We start from the raw sequence: 25734 nt of genomic DNA on the forward strand, positions 1-25734 counted from the left end.
TTTTTTGTTTTTAATTTAATTTTCAAATTAATTTTCATTATCCCTAAATGATTTTTACATTTTATAATATTTTATATATTTATATATTTAGATTTATAAATTAACTAAAAATAAAAATAACAATTGCCAAAAATTTATAACGAACTTTACAAAAAATGTCAAAATGATAAAATAATAAATTCGAGAAATCCGATTAAATTAGGCACAAAAAATATATATAAAACTTGAAGAAATGATTAACCATAATAACAAAAACTCTCAGGTAGGGATACTATATGAAACTAATCGCGTGGTTAGATGAACTCTCAAATAAGGATGTTAGCATAGCAGGAGGAAAAGGAGCTTCATTAGGAGAAATGTGGAACGCTGGCTTGCCAGTTCCACCAGCATTTGTGGTTACTGCAGATGCATACAGACACTTTATTAAAGAGACCGGACTGCAAGATAAAATAAGAAAATTATTAAGTGGGCTTGACATCAACGACACCGACAAGTTAATCAAAGCATCAGAAGAAATAAGAAAGTTAATTGAAAGTGTTGAAATGCCAGAGGATTTGAAGTTGGCAATTATTGAATCATACAACAAATTGTGTGAAATTAGTGGGGAAGAGGAGGTTTTCGTTGCTGTAAGAAGTTCAGCAACCGCTGAAGATTTACCTGAAGCAAGTTTTGCTGGACAGCAAGAAACATTCTTAAACGTTAAAGGGGCAGACAATGTTGTTAAATACGTCCAAAAATGTTTCTCATCATTATTCACCCCAAGGGCAATATTCTATAGGGAAGAGAAAGGCTTTGACCACTTTGAAGTAGCTCTTGCTGCTGTAGTGCAAAAGATGGTAAATGCCGATAAGGCAGGGGTAATGTTTACGGTAAACCCAATAAACAAGGACTACAACCAATTGGTCATTGAGGCAGCTTGGGGATTAGGAGAGGGGGTCGTAAGTGGGACTGTTAGCCCAGATACATACATCGTCGATAAGACCACATTAGAAGTTATAGACAAGCACATAGCAAGAAAAGACACTATGTTTATAAAAGATGAAAATGGAGAAACTAAAGAAGTTCCAACACCAGAAGATTTGAAAGAGAAGCAAGTTTTAGAAGAAAATGAAATAAAAGAATTGGCAAAAACTGGAATGAACATAGAGAAACACTATGGAATGCCAATGGACATTGAGTGGGCAATTGAGAAGGGGAAAATATACATGCTCCAAGCAAGACCTATAACAACACTTGGAGAAGGGGAGAAAAAAGAAGAAAAAGCAGAAGAATTCGAAGGAAAAATCCTCGTTAAGGGTATTGGAGCGTCTCCAGGAATTGCATCTGGAAAAGTTAAGGTTATCTTCGATATAAATGAAATTGGAAAAGTTGAGGATGGAGATGTTTTAGTTACAAAGATGACAACTCCTGATATGGTTCCAGCAATGAGAAGGGCAAGTGCGATTGTTACTGATGATGGTGGGTTAACCTGCCACGCTGCAATTATCTCAAGGGAATTAGGAATTCCTTGTGTTGTAGGGACAAAAGAAGCAACAAAAGTGCTTAAAGATGGTATGATTATTACTGTTGATGGGGAGAAAGGAATTGTCTATGAAGGAGAGCTTAAGAAAAAAGAAGAGAAAAAAGAAGTCGTAACAGCAACAACAGTCATCCAAGAAGTGCCAATAATCACCGCCACTGAAGTTAAAGTAAACGTAAGTATGCCAGAAGTTGCAGAGAGGGCAGCAGCAACAGGAGCAGATGGTGTTGGGCTTTTAAGAGCAGAACACATGATACTTGGAACTGGAGTACACCCAAAGAAGATATTAGAAGAGCAAGGAGAAGATGCATTAGTTGAAGTATTTGCAGAAGGTATAAGAAAAGTTGCAGATGCTTTCTATCCAAAACCAGTAACTTACAGAACATTAGATGCTCCAACAGATGAGTTTAGGGGATTAAAAGGAGGAGAAGACGAGCCAATAGAACACAACCCAATGTTGGGTTGGAGAGGAATAAGAAGAAGTTTGGATGAGCCAGAAATATTGAAGTGTGAGTTAAAGGCAATTAAAAAATTGAGAGAAGAAGGTTACAAAAACATAAACATTATGATTCCACTTGTTACACACCCAGATGAAGTTAGAAAAGTCAAAGAAATTGCAAGAGAAGTTGGTTTAGAGTTAGGAAAAGACATAGAATTTGGTATAATGGTTGAGACACCAGCAGCAGCGTTGATTATTGAAGAGTTTATAAAAGAAGGTATCGACTTCGTAAGTTTGGGAACAAATGACTTAACCCAATACACCATTGCAATAGACAGAAACAACGAGTTGGTCTCAAAATATTATATGGAGCATCATCCAGCAGTGATGAAGTTAATTGAGTATGTTATAAAAACATGTAAGAAACATGGGGTCAAGACCTCAATCTGTGGACAAGCAGGAAGCAGACCACACATTGTTGAGAAGTTGGTAGAATGGGGAATAACAAGCGTCTCTGCAAATATAGATGCTGTTGACACAATTAGAAAGGTTGTTGCAAGAACAGAGCAGAAGATTATCCTTGAAGCAATTAGAAATAAAAAACTATAATTAAAATTCTCTTTTTTATTTTTTTGATTCAATTTCAATTTAAAATTTTGACGTGGGATCATGAAATTTGAATTTTATAATATTGGATGCATAGAAAATGTAGAATTGGAATTAAAACCATTTACACTAATTGCTGGCGTAAATCAAACAGGAAAATCGTTTATTTTAAAATGTATTTATGGAATTTTAAACTCACATGGTTTCAATATAAGTGAATTAGATAAAGTATTGGAAGACATACTAAAAAAATCAAATATAAAAAAGGAAGAAGTAAATAAACTTCTTGAAGAATCAGATTTAGTTGGTGCTATAGTACTCTTTCTTTTGGGTTTAGGTTTGTCTTATAAACTAATAAAAAGAAACAGAGAAGGTCTCCAAAATAAGCTAAAATGGATATTCCAACAAAAAAATTTAGGGAATATTGTTAATAAATTTTCTAATTCTAATGAAGGAATCATTAAAATAATAACTAAAGATGAAGTGTATACAATAAAAATACCAAAAGATAAAGATGAGATTAAAACTGATAAGGATGAATTGATTTTGAAAGCAGGATGGGCAAATTTTATTTCATCGCCGATTCTTTTAGATTTAGAAAAAGGAATTGCGACATATAGGGAATATTATCCAAATAACTATGGAATTCCAGACATTTATTGGGATATTTTAAGAGATATAAGAAACGTGGGAAAAGCAGAAAAAATTGAATTAATAGACATTTACAAAAAAATTGAAAATATTATTGGAGGTAAATTTGAATATGAAATGGGAAAAGGATTTGTGTATAAAAGGGGAGATAAAGAGTTTCACATAAATTTAGTTGCATATGGTATAAAGATATTTGGTATTATTCAGATGTTAATAGAGAGAAATTTAATAACTAAGGGCTCAGTTTTAATACTCGAAGAACCAGAGGTACATTTACATCCATCATTAAGGTTTAAACTCGTTGATTTATTGAAAGATTTGGCAAACTCTGGAGTTTATGTTGTTATTTCAACGCATAGTCCAGAGATTGTTAGATATGTGGAATATCTGATAAACACTAAAAAAATGGATATCAAAAATTGTTCATTTCTGCATTTAAAACTTAATGAAAAAACTCTAACATCCTATGGAAAAAGTAAGGGTGATTATAAGGAATTGAATGAAATTATGAAATCTTTAACAGAGGACTATTTTGATATTGTAGTTAGAGAAGAGCTAGAGATGGAGGACTAATATGAGAATAAATAATAATATAAACCTTAATGATTTCAAAACCAATAATTTCTCAAAAGAACATGAGTCATTAAAAAACTTACCAAAAGAATTTATAAATTTTGATGAAATTGGGAAAGGTTGTTGGTCTCAGTTAAGAACTGTTGATATGTTGGATGTTAAAGATAACTCTTTTATTTTGATGGAGATAACCAATTTAAAGAATACACTTTACAATAAATCGAAAAAATTTAAAATAAGTGTGGAGATTGCAAAAGAATTTATAAAATCAGAATATAGAGAAAAATTAATGGAATCATTGCTTTTATTGTCTTTGCTAACGAATAACCTAAATAACAAAAGAATAACTTTCAAACTTATATTATATGACAAAAAAGAAGATATTTTTGCTTACGAATATTTAAAATCCTATTTAAACAGTATTTTGCAAGAAGGGGACAAATGCAAAATAACACACATTGAAGATTTTATAAAATATTTAAATAAACAAATTAAGTGATAATATGCCAAATAAAGTTGTTGTTGGAGGAACGTTCGATATTTTACATGAAGGGCATAAAAAACTCATAATCTTTGCTTCAAAATTAGGAAAATTGTTTATTGGAATTACAAGTGATGAATTTGCAAAAAAATATAAAAAACACGAGATAAATCCATTAAATATAAGAATAGAGAACTTAAAAAAATTTTTAGAGGAAAATAATATTGATTATGAGTTGAAAGTTATTGATAATCCCTACGGGGATGCCACAGAAGAGGATTATGATGCCATTGTAGTATCGCCCGAAACCAAAAAAACTGCTGAAAAGATAAATGAAATTAGGATAAAAAAAGGATTAAAGCCTTTAAAGATTTATGTTTATGATTATGTTCTTGCAGAAGATGGAAAACCCATATCAACAACACGAATAAGAGAAAAGATAATAGATGAAAAAGGCCATTTACTCAAAAAATAATAAAATAATAAATAATATCCACCTACTATTTTTTACAAAGGGAATTAAATTTTATTTTGCTTTTTTAAAAGTTTCTTGGGGGATTTAGATGGATGTAATAATTATTGTAATGAATTTGATATTGATTGGTTATCTGTTAAAATATTTAAAATTGTTAAAAGAAACCGATAGGATTGCATTAAACAACATTGTTGTTTATATAACAATGCCCGCAACGATATTCCTTACAATAATGACAAAGGTATCCTCATCCGATTTATTTGAATTCTTAAAATTGCCATTTGCAATAATCATAACTGATTTAATTTGTGGAATTTTGGCTTATTTTGTTGGGAAATCGTTTTTAAAGTTGAATAATAAATCATTGGGTGGGTTTATTCTTGTTTGTATGCTTGGAAATACGGGATTTTTGGGTTATCCTATAGCGTATGGACTTTATGGGGATGATGGATTAGCAAGAGCAATATTTTGCGATATGGGGGGAGTTTTTGCAACCATGTTATTTGGAACCTATGTTGGGATAAAGTTTGGGAAAAATTCGGGGAATATATTAAAAGAACTCTTAAGATTTCCCCCACTAATAACTGGAATTTTTACAATAATTTTGGTATTTTTTGGGGTAGAGTTGGATTATTTTCCTTCATTTATAATAAAAACGCTTGAATACTTATCAAGTGCAACCATACCATTAATTATGCTCTCTCTTGGTCTGTCTTTGTCTCCATCAGCAGCAAAATTTGGGATTTTTTATGGAATGTTGGTGTCTTTATTTAGGTTTGGTGTTTCTCCAGCCACAGCGTATTCATTGTCTGAGGTATTTTTAATAAGTGGATTAGAAAAAAAAGTCCTTATTATTGAGAGCGCCATGCCATCTGCATTGATGACTTTGGTTTTATCTACGCTCTATGAGTTAGATGTTAAGTTGGTTGCATCATGTTGCTTTATAACTACTGTATTGTCACTTGCAGTCATACCCATTATACAATATTTAAAATTTTAAATAAAAAATTAATTTGGGTTTATAAATATTTAAAATAAAAAATTATATATATGGGTAATGCAAAATATAAATTATATAATATAGAGATATAACTATATATTTTAATTGGAGTTCTCAATGTTTATAATGTTTATTTTGAAAAGTTTTTGGTATAAAAATATTTTGGTGATTATCATGAAAAGAGGTCAACTTACCCTTGAGTTAATTCTTCTTCTTTTAGGCGTTGTGGTTGGGGGAACCGTTGTAGCAACCCAAATAAGTAATCCAAATATTGGCAGTGGAAGTGAGGTAAAAGAGTTTAAAAACATTTCAATGGTTGCCTTTAGTTCTCCAGTACCAATTACAACTACTGATAATAACCAAAATGATGTTCAAATAAGATCTCACACCGTATATGCAAAGAACATTAACATTAATTCAACAAGTTCCGAAAGAAATAATGAACTTACAATTTATGATATTAACGGGCACATATACAAATTGTATAAGAAAGAGAATAGAAAAGGGTTAATTGATAAAAATGATGGTAACATAATATATATTGGCGAGGGAGAATCATTTTCAGGAAAGGCAACTAAAATAATATTTAGGTGGAAAAGAGGTAATTCCATTACGTTGTTAATAGATGGAACCAATCGTACGCTTAAATGCAAAAAAGTAACTCTCATAGCAAACAATATCGAAAATCCAATTAAATATACAATTTCCCATGAATCTGGATCAGGGAACTTCTACTTGTCATTTAATGCTACAAACGCAACCGTAATTGTAGAATAAGAACAAAATAAAAAAAGTTAATTCAATATACCATTGCAATAATAAAGAAAATTATTAATCTAATTGTACCTTAAAATAATTTTTGATATATTTTTAAACTAAAAGATTTATTTTTTTAAATTAATTTTTTAATTTTGTCAGACAGTGCTGGTTTCTTCATCCCACAAAGGTCAGTGGGGGTAACTGTCATCATCCACTTTTTTATTACATACTCAATAATATTATTTTAATGTTTGCGTTGCATTTAAATATTATTTTTAACATCTTATTTTTGAGAAAAAACTATTTTTTATTGGTGATATTATGATACTTTTGGATGAAAATACAAGAGCAGTAGTGCAGGGGATTACAGGAAAGCAGGGGAGTTTCCACACAAAGAAAATGCTCGAATGTGGGACAAACATAGTAGCAGGAGTTACACCCGGTAAGGGAGGAATGGAAGTTCATGGAGTGCCTGTTTATGACACCGTTTGTGAGGCAGTTGATGAGCACGATGCAAACGCATCAGTAATTTTTGTCCCAGCACCATTTGCAAAGGATGCTGCTTATGAGGCAATAGATGCTGGTTTGGATTTGATAGTTATTATAACAGAACACATTCCAGTGCATGATGCAATAGATATTGTTGACTATGCTGAGAGTGTTGGGGCGAAGATTATAGGACCTAACACTCCAGGGATTGCATCCCCTAAGGTCGGTAAATTGGGGATAATCCCAATGAGCATATTAAAAGAGGGAAGCGTAGGAATGGTTTCAAGAAGTGGAACTTTAACATATGAGATAGCAAGTCAAATAACCAATGCTGGCTTTGGGCAGTCAACATGTGTTGGAATTGGTGGAGACCCAGTAACGGGACTTAGATATGTTGAAATATTGGAAATGTTTGAAAAAGATAAAGAAACTGATGCAGTTGTTATGATTGGAGAAATTGGGGGAAGTGCAGAGGAGATTGCAGCAGAATATATCAAAAAAATGAAAAAACCAGTTATTGGTTATATAGCAGGGCAGTCAGCACCAGAGGGTAAAAGAATGGGACACGCAGGGGCTATTATTGAGGGAGGTAAAGGAACAGCAGAAAGTAAAATGAAAGCATTGGAAGAAGCAGGAGCTTATGTCGCTAAAAAGATATCAGACATTCCTAAGATTTTGAAAGAAGTGATTTAATTATTTTTTAATTAATTTTTTCTTTTTTTATTTTTTAGTTAAAACCAATTTAAAGTGAAACTATGGTTGCATTGATAATTTGCGAAAAGCCATCTGTCGCAAAAAAGATAGCAGAGGCGTTAGGAAAACCAAAGAAAAAATCCATATACGGCGTGCCTTATTATGAATTAGAAAGAAATGGGAAAAAAATTTTAGTTGCAAGTGCAGTTGGACATCTTTTTACATTGGTTGAGAAAAAAGAGGGTAAATTTGGAGAATATCCTGTTTTTGATATTGACTGGGTTCCAGCATCAATAGAGGAAGGGAAAAAATACGTAGAGAATTATATAAAAGCACTAAAAAAATTGTCAAAAGAAGCGGATGAGTTCTATGTAGCTACCGATTGGGATATTGAAGGGGAGTTGATTGGTTACCATGCTTTATACTATTGTTGTGGGAAGAAGAATGCAAAAAGAATGAGATTCTCATCATTAACAAAAAAAGAAATAGTAAAGGCATTTGAAAATCCAGATACCATTGATTTTGGGTTGGTTGATGCGGGGGACAGTAGGCATAAGGTTGATTGGTATTTTGGGATTAATGTTTCAAGGGCTTTGATGGAGGCAATTAGGGCAGTGAAGAGATGGAAAACAATGAGCACAGGAAGAGTTCAGGGTCCTGCATTGGCGTTTTTGGTTGAAAGGGAATTGGAAATTAAGAGGTTTGTCCCAAAACCTTACTGGGTAATAAGTGCTTTGTTAGATGAAAAACTAAATGCAACTCACGAAAAGGAAAAGTTTTGGGATGAAAAAGAGGCAAATCAAGTATATAAAAAAATAAAGGATGTAAAAGAGGGTATTGTCGTTGAGGTAAAAAAGAGAAAGAAGAAGATAAAACCAAATCCACCATTTGACTTAGGAACTCTGCAGAGGGAGGCTTATAGAATATACAAATTCTCCCCTAAAAAAACGCAGGAAATTGCTCAGAGGTTGTATGAAAAAAGCCTTTGCTCTTATCCAAGAACATCATCCCAAAAATTACCAAAAGATAAGAAATATTTAGAGGATGTTTTAAGCATAATTAAAAATCATCCTATATATGGAAAGTATGCAGAGAGAATATTAAAAGAAAACCTAAAGCCAATTGAAGGGAAAAAGGAGGATCCAGCACACCCAGCAATACATATCGTTGATATCCCAAAGGAAAAATTGTCAGAGGAAGAGGAGAAGATATACGATTTAATTGCAAGGAGGACATTGGCAGCGTTTTGGGATGATGCAGAGAGAGAATATTGCAACATAACCATTGACATTGGAGGAGAAAAATTCAAACTCAGCGGTTCAAGGACAGTTAAAGAAGGTTGGCATGAGATTTATTACTTCACGAAGTTTGATGAGATTGAACTCCCACCATTAAAGAAAAATGAAAAAATAAAAGTGGAAAAAATCAACATAGAAAGGAAAGAAACAAAACCACCAAAGAGATATACTGTTGCAAGTATTATAAAGGAACTTGAAAGCAGAAAGTTAGGAACTAAATGTTTAACACCAAATACCTTAATTAAAGTTGAAATTGATAATATAATCAAATATATAAAAATTGAGAATTTGTTTGAGTTGTTAAATGATAGATTTAAAGATGGAAATGTTGAGTTTGCAATAAACAATAAGAATATTAAATGTTTCTCTTATGACACTGATGAAATTAAAAGCATATTTAAATATATAAGTAAAAGAAAATTGGAAAAAAATGAAAGTGTTTATAAAATTGAGTTTGAAGATGGGAGTTTTATTGAAGTTACAGAAGAGCATCCAATTTTAATATATGACGGTGATGGGGAGTTTAAATACATCAGAGCCAAAGATTTAAAAAAAGGGATGAAAACTATATCATCTATAAAGTATGATGATAAAGAAGGGGATGTTATATGCACGTGGGAAAAATTTATTGAAATATGTAATGAAAAATCAAAATTATATGGAATATCAGAAGATATTGGAAAAATTAGAGAAAAACTAGGAATGTCTAAGTATAAATTTGCGAAAAAATATGGATTAAGCTGTTCAAGTGTTTGGAAATATGAAAAAAACAAAAGAATTCCAATATATTTATTTAAAAAATTGGATTTAAAAAAGCCCAATTATATAGCATCAACAAATAAAAATGTTATAATAAAAAATCCATTTCCTTTAAAAATTTCAAGTTCATTGGTTAGAATACTTGCCCATTTAATTGGTGATGGTTCAATAGACAAAGAAAAAATAAAAAGAGAAAATTGCTATGATTTCAGATACCACAACACAAATATTGATTTAATAAAGCAATTTGTTGAAGATATTGAGAGGGTATTTGGTATTAAATTAACAATAAAAAAGGCAAAGAAAAGAAAAAATCAAAAGTTAAAATACTACGTTCAAGTTCCAAGTGTTGTTGGAAGGATAATATCAATCCTATTTAAAGAAGTTATTGAAAAAAATGCCCCAAAAATACCAAAAGAATTCTATCCCGAATTTATTGGAGCATTATTTGATGATGAAGGATGTGCTATTGAAAAAGAAGGTAAAGCATTTATCTCGAATACTAATTTAGAATTACTTAAGGATGTTAAGGAAATGCTTTTAGAACTTGGAATTAAATCAAGAATTGATGAAAAACAATTTAAGTTGTTTATTAAAGGAAGAAAAAACATTCAGAAGTTTTTAAATATTATTCCATTTATATCAGTTGATAAAAAGCAAAAATTAATTAATGCTCTTTCTAATAAATATAAATGGAAAGATTGTTCAGTAGTAAAAAAAGAAAAAGAGATTATAAAAGTTTTGGGTTTATATGGTGCTATAGATTTAAATGAATTAAGCAAAAAAACAAAATTGCCAGCAAGTGTTGTTAGGGAATATATAAAAGAATTTATTAAAAATGGGATTGTTGAAGAAATTGTTTCTGACAATAAAAAAATTGTTTATACATTAAAAATTCCTCCACATAAGACATTTTATAGGTATATTGGTGAAAAAGTTATTAACAAAGATTTCATCACAAAAACAATCTCAAATATTAAAAAAATCAACTATAATGGATATGTTTATGATATTATTAACTCTGAATACTCAAATTTCATAGCAAATAATATTGTAGTCCATAACTCAACTAGGGCAGAAATTATTGACAAATTAATTAGTAGAGGTTATGTTGTTGATGATGGTTCCTTAAGAGTTACAGATTTAGGAATTGCAGTTATAGAAACATTGAAAAAATTCTGTCCAGAGATTATAGATGAAAAGATGACAAGAGATTTGGAAGAGAAACTTGAATTAATACAAAGTGGCAAAATTAAAAAAGAAGATGTTTTAAAGGAGGCAGAAGAAAAATTAAGGGAAATACTAAAAAAATTCAAAGAAAAAGAAAAAGAAATTGGTAAAGAATTGGTCAGCAAAATAGATAGCACAAACAAAAAGTTAAAAACTATTGGGAAGTGTAAATGTGGGGGAGATTTGGTAATTATAAGAACAAAGGACAAAAAAAGATTTGTTGGATGCACAAATTATCCTGAATGCAATATAACCTACTCACTACCAAAAAAAGGACGAATAAAGGTTTTAAATGAAACCTGCGAGAGTTGTGGACTTCCAGTTATAGGCATTGATGGGCAGAAACTCTGCATAAATCCCGAATGCCCGTCAAAGATGCCAAAAGAAAACATTGAGGACTTAAAAGAAAGCATAAACAATGGAAAAAAAATATGTCCAAAATGTGGTGGAAAATTAGTAATTAAAAATGGCATCTATGGGGCGTTCTTAGGGTGTGAGAACTATCCAAAATGTAAATATACCGAGAAGATTAAAAAGAATAATGGTGAAGTTGTTGGAAAATGTCCAAAATGTGGAGGAGATTTAGTAAAGAAAAATGGAAAATACGGGGAGTTCATAGGTTGCAGTAATTATCCAAAATGCAGATATACTGAGAAATTTAAAAAATGAAAAATAACAAAAATGAACATAAAAGCGAAATGGAGGCCCACTATGAAAGTTAAAGAGATTATGAATCCGGATATATATAAAGTAGGTGAAAATGAAAATTTGTATAAGGCATTTAAGGTTATGCACGATAGGGGGATTAGAAGAGTTTTTGTTGAAAAAGACGGAAAAATTGTGGGGGTTATTAGTTATAGAGATTTAGTTAACGTGTTCGTTAGTAGAGGGTTATTTGAATTGATTGAGACAAAAGTTGGAGATATAGCAACAAAAAACATCCTTAAAATTCATGAAGATGATGATATCAAAGATGCCGTTTGAAACTGTTTAATTTTTCATTGACGAATGTGGACATTAATGTATTTTCGTTTTCGAAATTTTTATATATGCATTTATATACATGTAAATATAAGGATGATGCCTCTGATGAAGGTGGATACTGGAGACCTAAGGAGGCGGACTTTACTGAGTGTTAAACCTATGGGCGGAGCTGGGGTTCTCCCGGAGCGAAGCGACGGGAACTTAAAAACCGTTAGGTTTTTATGTCCGTGACAGGGATGGAGACCGATGATATGTTCCCGATGAACCCAGAGGGAACTGAGGCTGATGACATCCAAGTCCAACGTGGACATTTGTCTATGATTGTTCACGTTGGACAGACCCCGCAAAAATCATGATTCATGCTGACGTTTCTGCTTTATTGGTTGTTGACAGTGAGGAAAATCCAGTAGGTGTTGTATCTCAAACAGACATTCTTAGGGCGTTTATTAAAGGATAATACTTTTTTCTTTTAATTTTTTATTTTTCAGAATGTTTAGTTAATTTAAAGGTGATTATATGGATTTGTATGCAATTGCAGAGTATCTTGTTCATAACTACGGTTATTTGGGGATATTTTTAGTTGCATTTACGGAGGCATTTATTCAACCAGTTCCACCGGATATATTTATAATGGGGGCTTCATTATTTGGGTTAAATCCATTAATTTCTGCCTTAACTGCTACAATCGGTTCTCTGTTTGGGGGCTTATTTGGATATTTTCTTGGTAATAAGTTGGGGCATCCAGCATTTATAAAGTTGTTTGGAGATAAGTATTTAATAAAGGGAGAGGAGTTTTTTAATAAATATGGTTTTTGGGGAGTTGCTCTTGCTGGTTTTACCCCAATCCCATACAAAGTTATAGCGTGGCTTGCTGGAATTTTTGAAATGAGCAAGTTTCCATTTAGCATTGGAACTTTTGTTGGAAGATTACCGAGGTTTTTAGCAGTTGCCTATTTTGGGAATATTTTGGTAAGTTTTGATTATACAGCGTTAATTGAAACTTTAAATAAAATCAACATTCAGTTATTTTATACCATAAATTCCCACTACAACGTGTTTTTAGATATGACTATGACAATTATAACGCATTCTGCCTATCCAATGGCAATAACTGTGTTGGTGTTATCATTTTTAAAAGACAGAAATTTTGGGAATAAAGTGTTGATTGCTCTAACATTGGCATTTTTAGTGGCATTCTCATTAAAATATATAATAAATGAGCCGAGACCATATTTGATTTTGAAAAATATTCATTTGTTATCCTATGAAGGGTACGAACCATCATTCCCGAGTGGACATACAACATTTGCATTTACTGTCTCTACACTCCTCTATTCATATTCAAAAAAAATGGGTTTAATTTTCTTAATTTGGGCAATCTTAGTTGGGTATAGTAGAGTTTACGTGGGTGTACATTATCCATTTGATGTTCTTGCTGGGGCGATTATAGGCATTGTTTGTGGATATTTAGTTGTGAACAAAAAAATAGAGAAACTATTAAAGTTATTAGGAAAATATAGCAATTTACGTTAGAATGAAATTAAGAAGATTAATTGAACTTTATTTGGAATTCTTTATGTTTATAGTCGTGTGCAGAATTAATATAACGGCAAAATCCTATGGATTTTGCCATTAATTTTTAAACTTATTATAAAAACTTATAAAATTTTAAGTGGTCATTTTTCCTCCTTTAAATTTTGAAATTGAGTGTTTAATACTCCATAAAATTTATTGAAGTTATGTTCATCGAACCGAAGGTTCGAGCAGCGAAAACTCCGCAGGAGTTTTCGCCTAAACTTCTAACGCACACAACTATAAATTACATCCACGAAATTTCTTCTTCCTCGTTATCTTCTCCTAAGTCTAAAGTAATGTTTAAAAATTCCTCTGCCCATAGGGCGTATTTTGTAAATGAATAAACAATATCATCCTTAATCCAAAACATTGTAAAAACTGCAACCTTATTGATGTATTTTTCAAATGACCTAATTTTGCTGTTGTATTCTACTATTCTTTTATCCCCACGTTTTTCTGGGTATAGGTTTGATTCTATGTGTTCTTTTGTAAATAAATCCTTTTTTATGAACATCGTTTTTACACCCTCATATTTAGCAACCATGATGAAACTCTTCCAATCATCCCCTCCCCATCGAATTTCTGGGAAATTTTCTAAGGTATCTGAGGTTGGATAGATTAAAAACCCTTCTTTTTTCAAAAAATCCTCTACCATTGTGATAAATTCTTCTAACTCCATTATATCAACCCAAAAACATTTAAATTAACCTACAAAATACAAAATAAAATTGAAGCAAAACAAAAAATAGATGTGATGCTTAATTAATTTTTCCCTTTAATTAATTTGACAACTTCAGCTACTTTTTTACCCAAGTTTCTTGCAGTTTCTATTCCATCCTCATCGTTTTTACAATCATCCACAGCAGCACCTACACCAGTTCCTCCATAGTGGGCTGTTGGTTCTTTGTCCCCAACAACAATCATTGAGTGGATAAAGTAGAAGTTGTGGATTTGTTGGATTGTTGTCTCTTGTCCTCCGTTTCTTGATGCTCCAACTGCTATTGCACCACCAACTTTATTGCTCATTTGGAAGCCTCTTCTCAATGGTCTTGATCTGTCCATCAACATTTTTAATTGAGCAGAGACTCCACCAAAGTAAACAGGAGAACCAATGATAATACCATCTGCTTCTTTCATTTTTTGCAATATCTCATCAACATCATCCAATATAGCACATTCTCCTGTTTCTTTACAAACATTACATGCTATACATGGGTTTATTTCCTTTTCAGCAAGGCTAATGAACTCTGTTTCTACACCTTCTTCTTCTGCAGCCTTTAACGCCTCTTTAACAAGAAATGTTGTGTTCCCTTCCTTCCTTGGAGAACCGCTTATACCAAGAATTTTCATATATATCACCAAATTTTCTTAATATTTCATTATTATATCTCCAAATTTTTTGGTATCATAAGATTTATTACTTATATTATTTAAGTTTTATTTTTTAAGATATTTTTATTTATTTCAAAAATAAATCATATAAATTGACATTTTTTCTCATTCTTGGAATCATGGCCATTATCACAGCATCTCTACACAAATCCAACCTCGTTATGTTGTCATCTGTTAAATATCCAATTAATCCATTCTTTTTTCCAATATCTTTAATTCCAGAAATTTTCTCTGCAATAATTCCTCCTTCAATACCTTTTTTTATTGCTTCTGCAACTTCCTTTGGATACTCAAAACCTTGGGATGTCCCAACGGTTGCAGTTAACCCATCAAAAACCACACAAACGTGGATATCCAAATAATGCCCATCAACCTCGATTAATCCTGCCTCAATTCCCACACCATACAAAGCACTCTGCTTATTAAGTGCGTTCTTAGCCCTATTCAATGCTCCCCTATAAGTTTCCTCAAAGCCAATAGGATGTTTTGAAACCCCACTATCCACATCAACTCCAACAACCTCTACACTCCCCAAAATCTTTCTCATTCCCTCCTCAACTGCCCTAATCTTTACTGGATTTGTTGAACCTACTGCAATAACCCTCAATTTATGCCCTGCAGGACCCCCTCTCAGCCGTCTCGCTTCTTCTATGCATTTTTCATCCAAACACAAAAATCTCCCGAACATGAACGTTTCTGCTTTTTTCCCGCAGATCTCACATTTTTTGTCCTTAAAGTCCATATTTTCACCATTATTTGTATACGGGGTTCTCCCAACGTGGTCAAATATGGACAATTATGAACATTTAAGATATTTACCATTTAAATCTACATAATAGACCACGTTGGGATTGGGCGTCATCAGTCTCTTAACAGAGACCTCTGCCCCTGTCATGGACATAAAAACCTAACGGTTTTTAAGTTCTCGTCGCTTCGCTCCGAGATAACCCCCGAGCCACCCATAAACCTTTTGATTACACCCAAACCTCGTTTAAAAATATTAAAACAGCCAACTACTTGGCGATTAAAAGAGTTTGAACAATTATAGCAAACAACCTGCCCTTCTTGGGACTCCATTCTACTCCCGCATATAGGACAGGTCGTTGAAGTGTAGGCAGGATTAACTAAGATAACAATCGCCTTATAACTTATTTTTTCGATTATTCCATTCCAATTCGCTCTATCTATTCTTCTATTGAAGTATTTATTTTTATACATACTTCTCTTATTCAAATCCTCAAAAACAAAAATTGCATTTGGAAATAGTCGAGATAATTGTGTTGTAAGTTTGTGTAAAAAGTCCTTAACTCTATTTCTTCTCCTTTCGAATAACCTATTTATCTTTCTCAAAACTCTTAAAGGACATTTTTTGAGCAGTTTTTTAAGGAAATCGATTTTCCTATCATAAACTTCTTTAAGTCGGTGTAATTCGGTTAAATCTATCCTTATCCAACCCTCTATCGGATGGAATAAGTCGAGGGATTTTAGATTGCTATCTACTCCAACGATTATATCTTTGTCTGAATAGTTTAGATTATCTTTGAAGGTTAAGAATGCTTCATTTTCCTTTAAAATAATTTCTCCAATTGTTAAGTCCTTAACCTTATCAAAGAACCATTCATTTTTGATGTTTAAGGTTAAATACTCTTTTCTTGGTTTTATCGTTATTCTTATCTCCGCTCTTTCTTTGTCGTATTTTATTAGAGTTGTTTTAACTCTAACGAATAACCTCTCTACTACCGGTTTTGTTTTAGTTCTATAACCTCTTTTGTAGTTCGAAGCCCAACTTTGTAGGATGGAATAGGCGGTTTTTATAATCCCATCGATGTAGTGGGAGGCATAACTCCAATTTTCTAAGAGTTTGTTTCTTAGGTTTCTTTTGAATTCGTTTGATTTTGGTAGTTTTGGTTTATCTTTTTTAGTGTATTCTATGTTATTCCAAATCATGTCTATGCATTCGTTTAACTTATCTTTACATTCGATTAAGAACGTTTTAAGTGGATAGTTATGACTAACTTTATAGGATAGAACGACTTGATAGGATAATTCCTGATTCTCTTTTGATTTTGTTTTATTTGACATAGTAATCGTTGTTTGTTTTTAATAGAACTATCCTATCATCAAATATTTAAAAGTTTCTTCAATATTTATTCACAAATGTTCATAAATGTCCATGTATAATTAAACAGTTTCAAACGGCAAAATCCAAAGGATTTTGCCAAAAGGGGCATTGCTGAGCGAAGCGAGGTGTGCATCCGATTTGGATGAAATCGAACCGAAGGTTCGAGCAGCGAAATCTTTGTAGGAGTTTTCGCCTAATCGAACCGTAAGGTAAAACCGATAAGGTCTTACTTAAATATTTTAGGCAAACATTTATTAAAAATAAAGCATCATATTGAATATTTATAGTTATTCTGTCAACTTCTACACTATTTCAAGATCTTTTTCACAAGTTTGAGTATTACTATAAACAAAAAATCTCTCAAAAAATACGGCAAAACCTAAAAGGTTTTGCCAAAAATTTTTGGTAAAGCCATTTGGATTTTGCGTATATTTTTTGGCAAAACCTTAGGTTTTGCCGTATATTTTTGATGTTAAAGAATAACCACATATTTAAATTTTTTAATTATGCACTACCCTCAAAAAGAGTATTTTTAATAATGATTAACTTAAAGACTCTCCCAAAAATATAGGTTATTTATAGTTAGTTTTCCAATTTCTGCACTATTCCAATACCATTTCATAGATTGAGTTCAGCTAATATAAAAGTTCCATCAAAATCAGCCACTAAAAAAGCAAAAATCTTAACACTAGCATGATATTGCGAGAGTTCCTTCTGATAAACTAACATCATTTAACCCCTTAGCAATGACTGATTTTTCTACCATTCTGTTTCTTTTTAGAATGGATATTTTCATTTCTATTTTTACAATATCTTTTGAAATAAATATTGTGCTTTTAAATTCAACAATGTTTTTTAAATCAAATTTGGATAATTTGAATTTTTTTGACGCATCTAATACTTCAATTCCCATTACTGAACCTTCTTTATTAAAGTCAATAATAATATCATTTAAATCCAATGAATCTTTATATTCCTGCCCTTCAGCATATATGTATAAACTGTCATTCTCTATATCATAGTCAATATTAGTTGCTTTATTATTTATTATCATCGTCCCTCTCCCTTCTACTTCTTTTAGATGGAAAAACAGTTATTAAATTAATTTTTAATGGGTTTGTATTTTTAATGCTTAAAATAACAATCATGTCATATTCCTCATCAAGTTCGTAATATACTTTAAATTTATCTACACCCTGTTTTAATATCCCAACTGGTTTTTTGGTTAATAAAATATTGATAAACTCTGATTCTTCTGGAAGTTTTTTGTTTCTACATTTGTATCTAATTTTAAAATGTTTAGTTTTTTGGAAATTTTCCTCCTTTGCATTTGAAATAAGTTTTATAACTTCATCTATATCCATATTGCCCCTTATGTTTTTTAGTAGTTTAACATTTCTATACTATTATAGGGAGATAATCATATTAAAAAGTATCTATTTTTGTGTCGGTTTTTGGATGTTAATTTAGAGTGTGATGCATAATTGATACATCAAATTTATATTCTAACATCTTTATAGTTATTCTGCCTAATTCACTGAGTTTCGCCAATATAATAAGTAATAAATTTATTAATTAAACAAATAAGCAATAGTATTGCCCTGTTTGATTTGAAAAAAAAAATTTTGGCAAAACCATAGGTTTTGCCGTATATTTTTTGGCAAAATCCAAGGGATTTTGCCGTAATACTAAAAAAACTCATCAAAACCAAACTATTAAAAAGTAAAAATCTCAACTGTGTTTTTATCAAATAAAGCATAGATTTTGCTAAAATTATTAAAAACCTAAAATATAAACGTTATATGCTAAAATCTTTAAGATTTAACAATAAAAAACCATTAAAAATATAATACGGCAAAGCCCTTTGGATTTTGCGTATATTTTTTGGCAAAACCTAAAGGTTTTGCCGTATATTTTTGACTAAAAGATGTTAAAGAATAACTACATATTTAAATTTTTTAATTATGCACCACCCTCAATATCTCTATAAGATATACAAAGGTATCAGTTAAAATATACAGATGAGCCTTAAAGTATTCTTTAATTTATTTTGTTCTCACTCAAGAATTTGGCGTTACTTCTCCTTATAAACTCATCACAAACCTCTTCTGGATTACCCTCAAGGATTATTTTTCCTTCATCAATCAATATTGCCCTATCGCTAATTTCCTTTATTAATTCAACGTGGTGGGAAATGAGGACAATTGTTGTTCCAAATTCATCATTTATTTTCTTTAAGTAGTTTGCAACGTCTCTCAATGTTATTGGGTCTAAGTCTCCAAATGGCTCATCTAATAGGAGGATTTTTGGTTTTGTTATCAACTGCAATGCCATAGCGACTCTAACTCTTTCCCCACCACTTAATTGAGCTGGAGTTTTTTGCAATACTTCCTCTGGTAAGTCCAATGCATCTAAAACCTCTTTTGGCTTAAATTCATCCACAATTGCTGGGAATAGGAGTTTAATGATATTTTCACTTAAACCTAACTTTTCCAATTTATTCCTCATTTCCTCCTCTGGCAAGTCGATCAACTGATACAAGCTGTCAACGACCTTCGGAGACAAACCAAGTTCCTTTGCTTTTAATTTTGCATGTGCTATGGCTTTCTCTCCTTTTATCCCCAACCTATATTTTAGCAAATCCTCAACCTTCACATAGTGGGATAGTGAGAACTCTTGATGCATAACTCCAATTTTTCTCCTTAAATTTATTCTCTCCCATCCATAATCTTTCAAGTTAATACCATCCACTATGATATCTCCACTATTTGGCATCTCAACTCCCGCCAATAACCTTAAAAGAACAGATTTTCCTGTCCCGCTTGGTCCTATAATGGATAAAATTTCTCCCTCTTTTATGGTGAATGATACATTTTTCATGTTTAATGTTTCCCCACCATGGACAACATAGTATCTTTTTGATACATTTTTTACCTCTATAATATCCCTCTCCGATGGTTTTCTTTTTCTAATATATGGTTCTTTCATATCTTTTAGGAATTCCTCTATAACCTCCTCTGGCTTTCCGTCCATTTTAATTTTACCTTCTTCCAACAAAATACATCTATCACACAAATATTTATGTATCTCTGGAAGGTGAGAGGTTATTATAACGGTAATTCCCAACTTATCCCTTATATTCTTAATAACATCTAAGAGCATCTGTTTTGATGCAGGGCATGCCATCGTTGCTGGCTCATCTAATAGCAAAACTCCCTCCCCTCTTTCATAAATCTTTGCTATCTGTCTTCCTAAAATTAGCCTCTGCTTCTCTCCTCCACTTAAGATATTTGAGAATGCATCCTTTTTATGCTCCAATCCAACTAATTTCATAATTTCTAATGCATCTTTCTCATATTCTTCCCATTCATCCTCCAATGGCAGGGATTCATCAGAATTGTTCCTTATTGCATAAAGTTTTCTTATTATGTTGTATATTGCTGGCTCAGCCCATAAGGCAAAATTTCTCTGTAAGTGTATTGCGGTGATTTCTCTAAAGTTGTCTTTTCTTCCGCAAATTTCCACATATCCTTCATCATAGGGTTCAGTTCCCCTTAAAATTCTAATTAATGTTGTTTTTCCTGCTCCACTTCTTCCAACAATACCTAAAATCTCTCCTTTCTTTGCCTCAAAGGAGATATTATCCAATGCTACCTTCTCACCATACCTTTTTGTTAAGTTTTTAACTATGACGCTCATAATCTTCACCATGATAATTTTGTAATGTTCTAAAAAAGTACTTTTAATAATAACTTTTAAATGCACAACTATGTCCATCCTGTTTGGATAAAACCTTTTTAAAGGTTCCATTATGATTGCATAATAGTTTATTGAACATATTCTTATATGGTTTATGCTAAAATATAAACAAAAATATAGTTTATACGGCAAAACTTTGTTTTGCCATTAACATTCCAAATAAAGGTTAATTATCCCTTTATATAATTTAATGAGGATTTAGTGCATTTGTAAGGCGAACAACTATAGAAACACAGTTTCACTAAATCGTGATATGATGATTTCAGCCATTGTCTTATCTGGTGGAAAGGCAAGGAGAATGAACGGAGAAAAAGCATTTAGGGTTGTTAATGACAAATATTTGATTGAATACACTGCTGATTTGCTGAATGAGATGAATATACCGTTTGTTATAGTATTTAGGAATGATGGTGAAAAATCAGATGATACAAAAAATTTAGAAAAAGATTTCTTCAAAAAATATAGACAAACAATAACATGGGATTTGGAAGGCAATAAAGGCCCACTAATGGGAATACTATCTGGAATGAGAGTTTTAAATGCAAAATGGATTTTAGTCCTTCCGTGTGATATGCCACTCATAAGCAGAGATGCAATAAACAATTTAATTAAATATATAGATATTGCGGAAAAAGAAAAAAAGAATTGTATAATCCCAATGCATGAAAATGGGTATATAGAGCCACTTTTTTCATTGTATATGCGTTCTTCAATGGAGGTTTTAGATAGAATGTTGAACAAAAATTCCTCAAATAAAAATTTATCCATGCGAAATTTTATCGAACATTTGTCTCCTCTTTATGTTGATGCCAAAAAAATAGACGAAACAGGTAGGGCATTTATAAATATAAATACATTGGAAGAGTTGAAAAGAATAAACTCTAAATTTCAATAACTTTCCCTACATGTCCATAGACAAAATTATCCAAATCACTTAAAATCTTCATGGCTTTAAATCCTGTGCAGTGTAGGGGCATAATAAACTCCAAATTCTGGTTTTTGAGATATTCTTTTACTTCATTAATGTATCTTTCAGATGCATTAACTAAATGGAAACCCCCAATAACTCCACGAATTTTTGAGAGGGATTTAGCATATTCAATAACATTTACTATTCCGCTATGAGAGCAGCCGGTAATAACAACCCCATCGACAATTAAAAACATATCGTCATTTACAAAATCCTCTTTGAATTCTCCATCCATTAAAGTATAGAATTTTTCCATCTCACAGGAAATTTTTCTTGGGATGTAGCCAGAGATAATTATATCTTTGGATAGTTTGTAGGGTTCTTCAACAAACAATGTATTGGAATAGTTTTTTAAAAATTCCTTTATTTCTTTGTTTATTCCAATGTATCTTCTTTTATTTTCATCATATTTGTCCAATAAAGCGTCAGGGTGCATTATAATTTGAGTGTTAAAATCTTCCTTATTTATAAAATAAAAAAGTCCATCTGCGTGGTCATAATGTCCATGGCTTAACACAATTGCATCAAAACTATCATCTTCCCCCATAATTTCCAAATTTTTCTTCAATGTCAGTGGATTTTGCCCAGTGTCAAATAAAATTCTTTTTTTACCTTCGATTATTATTGACAAACCGTGCTGAGCAAGGTATCTTTTATATGCAATGTTGTCTATAAGAATTTTAATCTGCATCTTATCACCAAAAATTTTTATAGTGGTGTAGAGTGTAATGTTATATAAATTTTACACATATGCGTTAAATGGTGAAAATATGGAAAAAATAAAGGTCTCTGGAATTGTTGAACTATCAACTATAGATTATCCAAAAAAATGCTCTGCAGTTATATTTTTATCAGATTGCAACATGAAATGCAAATACTGCCACAACTATGAGCATATAACAAAAAATGTTTATGAGATGAGTGCTGAAGAGGTTTTTAATGATATTGACTTTTTATTTGCAGAGGCAATTGTTATAAGTGGTGGGGAGCCAACACTACAACCAAAGGCAATAATGGAATTGGCAAAACTTGCGAAAAGCAGAGGATTTCCAGTAAAAATTGATACAAATGGAACACATCCAAAAGTTATTGAAGAACTTATAAAAAATAATTTGGTTGATTATGTTGCTTTGGATGTTAAGTGTAGGTTTGATAAATATAAGGAATTAACTGAATACGATGGAGATATAAAAGAGAAGATTTTAAGAATAATTAATATGTGCAGGGAAAATGATGTCTTTATAGAATGCAGAACCACATATATCCCAACTGTTATGGATAAGGATGATATTGAGGAGATAGCAAAAACTGTAAGAAACTGCAACCTCTATGCCATCCAGCAGTTTGATAATGAACATGCTTATGATGATGAGTTTAAGAAAATTCAACCACCAAAAACTAAGAGACTAATTGAATTGGGAAACATAGCAAAGAAATATATCGATAATGTTGTTGTAAGAACTTTTGAAGGAGAAATTAAAATTTAAATTGTGATACTATGGACATGGAGACATGGAAGGAATTTTACAACAAAATTATGGATGATTTTAGATTTGATAAAGAAAAGGACGTTGAAAGTGCAATAATATTAAATGAGATAATAGAAAAAGAGAAAAACAATATAGACATTGAAGAAGTAAAAAAACTCATAAGTGGAAAGGAAGTTTATGTTTTTGGTGCTGGGCCTTCGTTAAAAAAGCATGTGAAGATAATAAAAGAAAAAAATACACAAAACCCAATTATAGCGGCAGATGGAGCAACAAAGGCATTATTGGAAGAGGGTATAGTCCCAAACATAATAATTTCTGATTTGGATGGAGATATAAACAGCATAATTGAAGCAAATAAAAAAGGAGCCATTGTTGTGATTCATGCACATGGAGATAACATAGATAAAATAAAAGAATACGCAAGAACACTAAAAAACATCATTGGAAGCACTCAAATACCACATTTTGAGCAACTAAAATTGAGCAATTTAATAAATTATGGTGGATTTACCGATGGGGATAGGTGTTGTTTTTTAGCAGAGCATTTAGAGGCAAAGAAAATAATTTTATGTGGAATGGACTTTGGAATTTATGTAACTAAATATTCCCGACCAAATATAAAAAATGATATTGAAATAGCAGATGATATAAAACAGAAAAAACTAAAATATGCAGAAGAACTTGTCCATTGGTTAAAAATACACGGGAAAAGTGAAATTGTTTATTTGGAGTAATTATAGTCGTGTGCGAAATTTTTTAAACTTATTTATGCATTAATAAATTTTTAAATAATCTTTATTCCTCCTTAAAATTTGAAATAAGGTATAAATCTTTAAGAATTTGTCAATAGCATATTTCCAATTTCTAACGCACACGACTATATCAACCAAATCCAAAGGATTTTTCAACTTTTCTAAAAGTTTTATATGGAACGATACAAAATCCTAATTTTTGCGGGATAATTTTTGACATATTCTGAAATAATTTCCTTCTCTATTCTTGCCTCAAGTTTTGACAGTATTCTCTCCTTATTATGCCTCGAGAATCCATAAGGTATTGCCTCTCTAATCTCATCCAAACTTTCATAAGGTCTATGTTTTTCCAACTCTTTCGCTATTTTTTCTGGGAGATATTTTTCTAATTCAAATTCATTGGCAGTTTCAAGGATTCTATCTTCAAACCTACTCAAAATAATGTCTTTTAGTTTTCCTTTGTCATAATACTCCTTAAGTATTTCCAATGTTGTTGGAGGGAGCATCTCCTTTGCCTTTTCAAAGTCCCCACTGAATATATACTCTCTTATCTTTGTGCCACTAATCCCCTCCAATCTCCTAACAAACACAAATTTTGGGTTAAAATTAATTTCCCCCAATTTATTTAACTTATAAATTGTTTTTGACATTGAAGCGATAACATAGTTATCTATCCCTAATTTTTCCCCGAGAATCTCCCCAGTCTCAATACACACTATTTTATATGGTTTTGGAGCAACATGGTAGCCCTTATTTATGCAATCAATAACCTTTTCCATAGTTTTTTCTGGAATATAGCCCCTTGGAATGATATCCGCATTTAATTTATAAAACATCTTAACTAAACACTGCATATACTGCCCAGAACCCATAATTCCCATCGGAGGTCCTTCAACAACAATATCCGCCCCAGCCCTTATTGCCATCTCTGCCCTTATATATCTGCTAACTAAATATGGAATTCCTCTTCCACTCCTTTCAAGCGGGCCAGGAACCACTGCTATAAATATGCCATGCCTTTTTCCAACATCCATGCAGTATTTGTGCCCTTTGTGGAGAGGGTTGTATTCTGTAAAATCGGCGACAATGGTGTCTGTTCCTTTCCTTTCTTTTAATTTTTCAACAATCTTTTTAAATTCATCAAAACTTTTGGTGTCCTTTGCTTTTGCATCTTTTATGATTTCTTCCCGATCTTTTAAAAAATCTTTTAACATATAGGTGTTTGCGTTAGATATTGGACACACCTCCAAGAAATTTTATGGGATTATAAAAGTTAATTTCAAATTTGAGGACAGTTAATATCTATTTTGAAATTTTGTTGGTATAAATATTTCCAAAAAATTTCGCAATCCACTGCAACCTACGGTTGCAGGGAAGTTGAATAATCTATGATTATACGGCAAAACTGGGGTTTTGCCATCAATTTTTTACACTTATTAAATATAATGAATTTTTTGAAAGGTGAATAAATCAGGAGTTTAATTTTAGGAAATGGGTTATCTTACCTTTAAATTTATTGGTGGTTATAACCAATCATTAACGCGAACAACTATAGTTGTTTGCCAATTTTATACGGCAAAACTTTGTTTTGCCATTTATTTTTTAAAAGGACGATAAATCAATTATAAAATTCCAAATAAAGATTAATTACTTTGTATATGATTTAATAAAGTTTTCGTTTATTTGTAAGGCAAACAACTATATTCAACTACAACTAT

General features: G+C 31.6%; 24 protein-coding genes. 15 read left to right on the plus strand and 9 right to left on the minus strand.

The window, feature by feature from the left end:
- The first annotated feature begins 275 nt into the window (after nucleotides 1-275).
- The 12 genes from ppsA (at nucleotide 276) to METIG_RS03865 (ending at nucleotide 13489) form a co-directional block, all read left to right on the plus strand.
- Entirely contained in the window at nucleotides 276-2567 is a 2292-nt protein-coding gene (ppsA, locus tag METIG_RS03815; protein WP_013798922.1) for a phosphoenolpyruvate synthase, read from the plus strand.
- A gap of 60 nt (nucleotides 2568-2627) precedes the next feature.
- Nucleotides 2628-3788, plus strand: coding sequence for an ATP-binding protein (locus METIG_RS03820; protein ID WP_013798923.1), 1161 nt, complete (start codon nucleotides 2628-2630; stop codon nucleotides 3786-3788).
- Nucleotide 3789: 1 nt separating this feature from the next.
- A complete protein-coding gene (locus METIG_RS03825; protein ID WP_013798924.1) occupies nucleotides 3790-4287 on the plus strand; it encodes a hypothetical protein in 498 nt (165 codons plus the stop codon).
- Nucleotides 4288-4291: 4 nt separating this feature from the next.
- The gene (locus METIG_RS03830; RefSeq protein WP_013798925.1) at nucleotides 4292-4744 is read left to right on the plus strand and encodes a phosphopantetheine adenylyltransferase; all 453 of its coding nucleotides are present in this window, start codon (nucleotides 4292-4294) and stop codon (nucleotides 4742-4744) included.
- An 88-nt stretch (nucleotides 4745-4832) separates the two neighbouring features.
- A complete protein-coding gene (locus METIG_RS03835) occupies nucleotides 4833-5744 on the plus strand; it encodes an AEC family transporter (RefSeq protein WP_013798926.1) in 912 nt (303 codons plus the stop codon).
- 174 nt (nucleotides 5745-5918) lie between these two features.
- The gene (locus METIG_RS03840; protein ID WP_048055522.1) at nucleotides 5919-6521 is read left to right on the plus strand and encodes a class III signal peptide-containing protein; all 603 of its coding nucleotides are present in this window, start codon (nucleotides 5919-5921) and stop codon (nucleotides 6519-6521) included.
- Nucleotides 6522-6824: 303 nt separating this feature from the next.
- Nucleotides 6825-7685 (plus strand): succinate--CoA ligase subunit alpha, encoded by an 861-nt coding sequence (sucD, locus tag METIG_RS03845; RefSeq protein ID WP_013798928.1) that lies wholly within the window; start codon nucleotides 6825-6827, stop codon nucleotides 7683-7685.
- A gap of 62 nt (nucleotides 7686-7747) precedes the next feature.
- Nucleotides 7748-11641 carry a DNA topoisomerase I gene (gene topA / locus METIG_RS09255; protein WP_013798929.1) on the plus strand — a complete coding sequence of 1298 codons (3894 nt, stop codon included), beginning with the start codon at nucleotides 7748-7750 and terminating at the stop codon, nucleotides 11639-11641.
- 42 nt (nucleotides 11642-11683) lie between these two features.
- Nucleotides 11684-11956 (plus strand): CBS domain-containing protein, encoded by a 273-nt coding sequence (locus METIG_RS03860; RefSeq protein ID WP_013798930.1) that lies wholly within the window; start codon nucleotides 11684-11686, stop codon nucleotides 11954-11956.
- Nucleotides 11957-12061: 105 nt separating this feature from the next.
- Nucleotides 12062-12187, plus strand: coding sequence for a hypothetical protein (locus tag METIG_RS09705; RefSeq protein ID WP_281033948.1), 126 nt, complete (start codon nucleotides 12062-12064; stop codon nucleotides 12185-12187).
- 121 nt (nucleotides 12188-12308) lie between these two features.
- Complete coding sequence (locus METIG_RS09265; protein WP_083809488.1) at nucleotides 12309-12413, plus strand: CBS domain-containing protein; 105 nt, start codon at nucleotides 12309-12311, stop codon at nucleotides 12411-12413.
- Between the two features lie 59 nt (nucleotides 12414-12472).
- Nucleotides 12473-13489: a phosphatase PAP2 family protein gene (locus METIG_RS03865; protein WP_013798932.1), complete on the plus strand. Its 1017-nt coding sequence runs from the start codon at nucleotides 12473-12475 to the stop codon at nucleotides 13487-13489.
- A 286-nt stretch (nucleotides 13490-13775) separates the two neighbouring features.
- Here the strand turns inward: METIG_RS03865 and METIG_RS03870 are convergent, their stop codons facing one another.
- The 7 genes from METIG_RS03870 to METIG_RS03900 all read right to left on the minus strand — a co-directional run bounded on the left by METIG_RS03870 (nucleotide 13776) and on the right by METIG_RS03900 (nucleotide 20744).
- Nucleotides 13776-14210 (minus strand): hypothetical protein, encoded by a 435-nt coding sequence (locus tag METIG_RS03870; RefSeq protein WP_013798933.1) that lies wholly within the window; start codon nucleotides 14208-14210, stop codon nucleotides 13776-13778.
- 83 nt (nucleotides 14211-14293) lie between these two features.
- Nucleotides 14294-14881, minus strand: a complete 588-nt coding sequence (locus tag METIG_RS03875; protein ID WP_013798934.1) for a flavodoxin family protein — start codon at nucleotides 14879-14881, stop codon at nucleotides 14294-14296.
- A gap of 109 nt (nucleotides 14882-14990) precedes the next feature.
- Nucleotides 14991-15665 (minus strand): inosine/xanthosine triphosphatase, encoded by a 675-nt coding sequence (gene yjjX / locus METIG_RS03880; RefSeq protein ID WP_048055524.1) that lies wholly within the window; start codon nucleotides 15663-15665, stop codon nucleotides 14991-14993.
- A gap of 149 nt (nucleotides 15666-15814) precedes the next feature.
- Entirely contained in the window at nucleotides 15815-17005 is a 1191-nt protein-coding gene (locus METIG_RS03885; RefSeq protein WP_013798936.1) for an RNA-guided endonuclease TnpB family protein, read from the minus strand.
- Nucleotides 17006-17733: 728 nt separating this feature from the next.
- Nucleotides 17734-18099: a DUF2283 domain-containing protein gene (locus METIG_RS03890; protein ID WP_013798937.1), complete on the minus strand. Its 366-nt coding sequence runs from the start codon at nucleotides 18097-18099 to the stop codon at nucleotides 17734-17736.
- Complete coding sequence (locus METIG_RS03895; protein WP_013798938.1) at nucleotides 18086-18409, minus strand: hypothetical protein; 324 nt, start codon at nucleotides 18407-18409, stop codon at nucleotides 18086-18088. The genes METIG_RS03890 and METIG_RS03895 overlap by 14 nt, the downstream gene beginning before the upstream one ends.
- A gap of 676 nt (nucleotides 18410-19085) precedes the next feature.
- Nucleotides 19086-20744 carry an ABC transporter ATP-binding protein gene (locus METIG_RS03900; protein WP_172632607.1) on the minus strand — a complete coding sequence of 553 codons (1659 nt, stop codon included), beginning with the start codon at nucleotides 20742-20744 and terminating at the stop codon, nucleotides 19086-19088.
- Nucleotides 20745-21060: 316 nt separating this feature from the next.
- Here METIG_RS03900 and mobA point away from each other — a divergent pair, with 316 nt between their 5' ends.
- Nucleotides 21061-21699 (plus strand): molybdenum cofactor guanylyltransferase, encoded by a 639-nt coding sequence (mobA, locus tag METIG_RS03905; protein ID WP_048055525.1) that lies wholly within the window; start codon nucleotides 21061-21063, stop codon nucleotides 21697-21699.
- Here the strand turns inward: mobA and METIG_RS03910 are convergent.
- Entirely contained in the window at nucleotides 21686-22465 is a 780-nt protein-coding gene (locus METIG_RS03910) for an MBL fold metallo-hydrolase (protein ID WP_013798941.1), read from the minus strand. The two genes, mobA and METIG_RS03910, sit on opposite strands and share 14 nt — an antisense overlap.
- 79 nt (nucleotides 22466-22544) lie before the next feature.
- Here METIG_RS03910 and METIG_RS03915 point away from each other — a divergent pair, with 79 nt between their 5' ends.
- Both METIG_RS03915 and METIG_RS03920 read left to right on the plus strand, forming a co-directional pair.
- Nucleotides 22545-23261: an anaerobic ribonucleoside-triphosphate reductase activating protein gene (locus METIG_RS03915; protein ID WP_157209543.1), complete on the plus strand. Its 717-nt coding sequence runs from the start codon at nucleotides 22545-22547 to the stop codon at nucleotides 23259-23261.
- 11 nt (nucleotides 23262-23272) lie between these two features.
- On the plus strand, nucleotides 23273-23998 hold the full coding sequence (locus tag METIG_RS03920; RefSeq protein WP_013798943.1) for a 6-hydroxymethylpterin diphosphokinase MptE-like protein: 726 nt from the start codon (nucleotides 23273-23275) through the stop codon (nucleotides 23996-23998).
- Nucleotides 23999-24186: 188 nt separating this feature from the next.
- Here the strand turns inward: METIG_RS03920 and METIG_RS03925 are convergent, their stop codons facing one another.
- On the minus strand, nucleotides 24187-25230 hold the full coding sequence (locus tag METIG_RS03925) for a nucleotidyltransferase family protein (protein WP_013798944.1): 1044 nt from the start codon (nucleotides 25228-25230) through the stop codon (nucleotides 24187-24189).
- Between the last annotated feature and the right edge of the window lie 504 nt (nucleotides 25231-25734).

Origin of the sequence: Methanotorris igneus Kol 5, assembly GCF_000214415.1 — an archaeon.
GTDB classification, from domain to species: Archaea; AGJL01; Methanococci; order Methanococcales; family Methanococcaceae; genus Methanotorris; species Methanotorris igneus.

Excerpts from the sequence above, each read along its gene's own strand:
- ppsA (WP_013798922.1), top strand. The coding sequence starts at position 276 with ATGAAACTAATCGCGTGGTTAGATGAACTCTCAAATAAGGATGTTAGC.
- METIG_RS03820 (WP_013798923.1), top strand. The coding sequence starts at position 2,628 with ATGAAATTTGAATTTTATAATATTGGATGCATAGAAAATGTAGAATTG.
- METIG_RS03825 (WP_013798924.1), top strand. The coding sequence starts at position 3,790 with ATGAGAATAAATAATAATATAAACCTTAATGATTTCAAAACCAATAAT.
- METIG_RS03830 (WP_013798925.1), top strand. The coding sequence starts at position 4,292 with ATGCCAAATAAAGTTGTTGTTGGAGGAACGTTCGATATTTTACATGAA.
- METIG_RS03835 (WP_013798926.1), top strand. The coding sequence starts at position 4,833 with ATGGATGTAATAATTATTGTAATGAATTTGATATTGATTGGTTATCTG.
- METIG_RS03840 (WP_048055522.1), top strand. The coding sequence starts at position 5,919 with ATGAAAAGAGGTCAACTTACCCTTGAGTTAATTCTTCTTCTTTTAGGC.
- sucD (WP_013798928.1), top strand. The coding sequence starts at position 6,825 with ATGATACTTTTGGATGAAAATACAAGAGCAGTAGTGCAGGGGATTACA.
- topA (WP_013798929.1), top strand. The coding sequence starts at position 7,748 with ATGGTTGCATTGATAATTTGCGAAAAGCCATCTGTCGCAAAAAAGATA.
- METIG_RS03860 (WP_013798930.1), top strand. The coding sequence starts at position 11,684 with ATGAAAGTTAAAGAGATTATGAATCCGGATATATATAAAGTAGGTGAA.
- METIG_RS09705 (WP_281033948.1), top strand. The coding sequence starts at position 12,062 with ATGAAGGTGGATACTGGAGACCTAAGGAGGCGGACTTTACTGAGTGTT.
- METIG_RS09265 (WP_083809488.1), top strand. The coding sequence starts at position 12,309 with ATGATTCATGCTGACGTTTCTGCTTTATTGGTTGTTGACAGTGAGGAA.
- METIG_RS03865 (WP_013798932.1), top strand. The coding sequence starts at position 12,473 with ATGGATTTGTATGCAATTGCAGAGTATCTTGTTCATAACTACGGTTAT.
- METIG_RS03870 (WP_013798933.1), bottom strand. The coding sequence starts at position 14,210 with ATGGAGTTAGAAGAATTTATCACAATGGTAGAGGATTTTTTGAAAAAA.
- METIG_RS03875 (WP_013798934.1), bottom strand. The coding sequence starts at position 14,881 with ATGAAAATTCTTGGTATAAGCGGTTCTCCAAGGAAGGAAGGGAACACA.
- yjjX (WP_048055524.1), bottom strand. The coding sequence starts at position 15,665 with ATGGACTTTAAGGACAAAAAATGTGAGATCTGCGGGAAAAAAGCAGAA.
- METIG_RS03885 (WP_013798936.1), bottom strand. The coding sequence starts at position 17,005 with ATGTCAAATAAAACAAAATCAAAAGAGAATCAGGAATTATCCTATCAA.
- METIG_RS03890 (WP_013798937.1), bottom strand. The coding sequence starts at position 18,099 with ATGATAATAAATAATAAAGCAACTAATATTGACTATGATATAGAGAAT.
- METIG_RS03895 (WP_013798938.1), bottom strand. The coding sequence starts at position 18,409 with ATGGATATAGATGAAGTTATAAAACTTATTTCAAATGCAAAGGAGGAA.
- METIG_RS03900 (WP_172632607.1), bottom strand. The coding sequence starts at position 20,744 with ATGAGCGTCATAGTTAAAAACTTAACAAAAAGGTATGGTGAGAAGGTA.
- mobA (WP_048055525.1), top strand. The coding sequence starts at position 21,061 with ATGATTTCAGCCATTGTCTTATCTGGTGGAAAGGCAAGGAGAATGAAC.
- METIG_RS03910 (WP_013798941.1), bottom strand. The coding sequence starts at position 22,465 with ATGCAGATTAAAATTCTTATAGACAACATTGCATATAAAAGATACCTT.
- METIG_RS03915 (WP_157209543.1), top strand. The coding sequence starts at position 22,545 with ATGGAAAAAATAAAGGTCTCTGGAATTGTTGAACTATCAACTATAGAT.
- METIG_RS03920 (WP_013798943.1), top strand. The coding sequence starts at position 23,273 with ATGGACATGGAGACATGGAAGGAATTTTACAACAAAATTATGGATGAT.
- METIG_RS03925 (WP_013798944.1), bottom strand. The coding sequence starts at position 25,230 with ATGTTAAAAGATTTTTTAAAAGATCGGGAAGAAATCATAAAAGATGCA.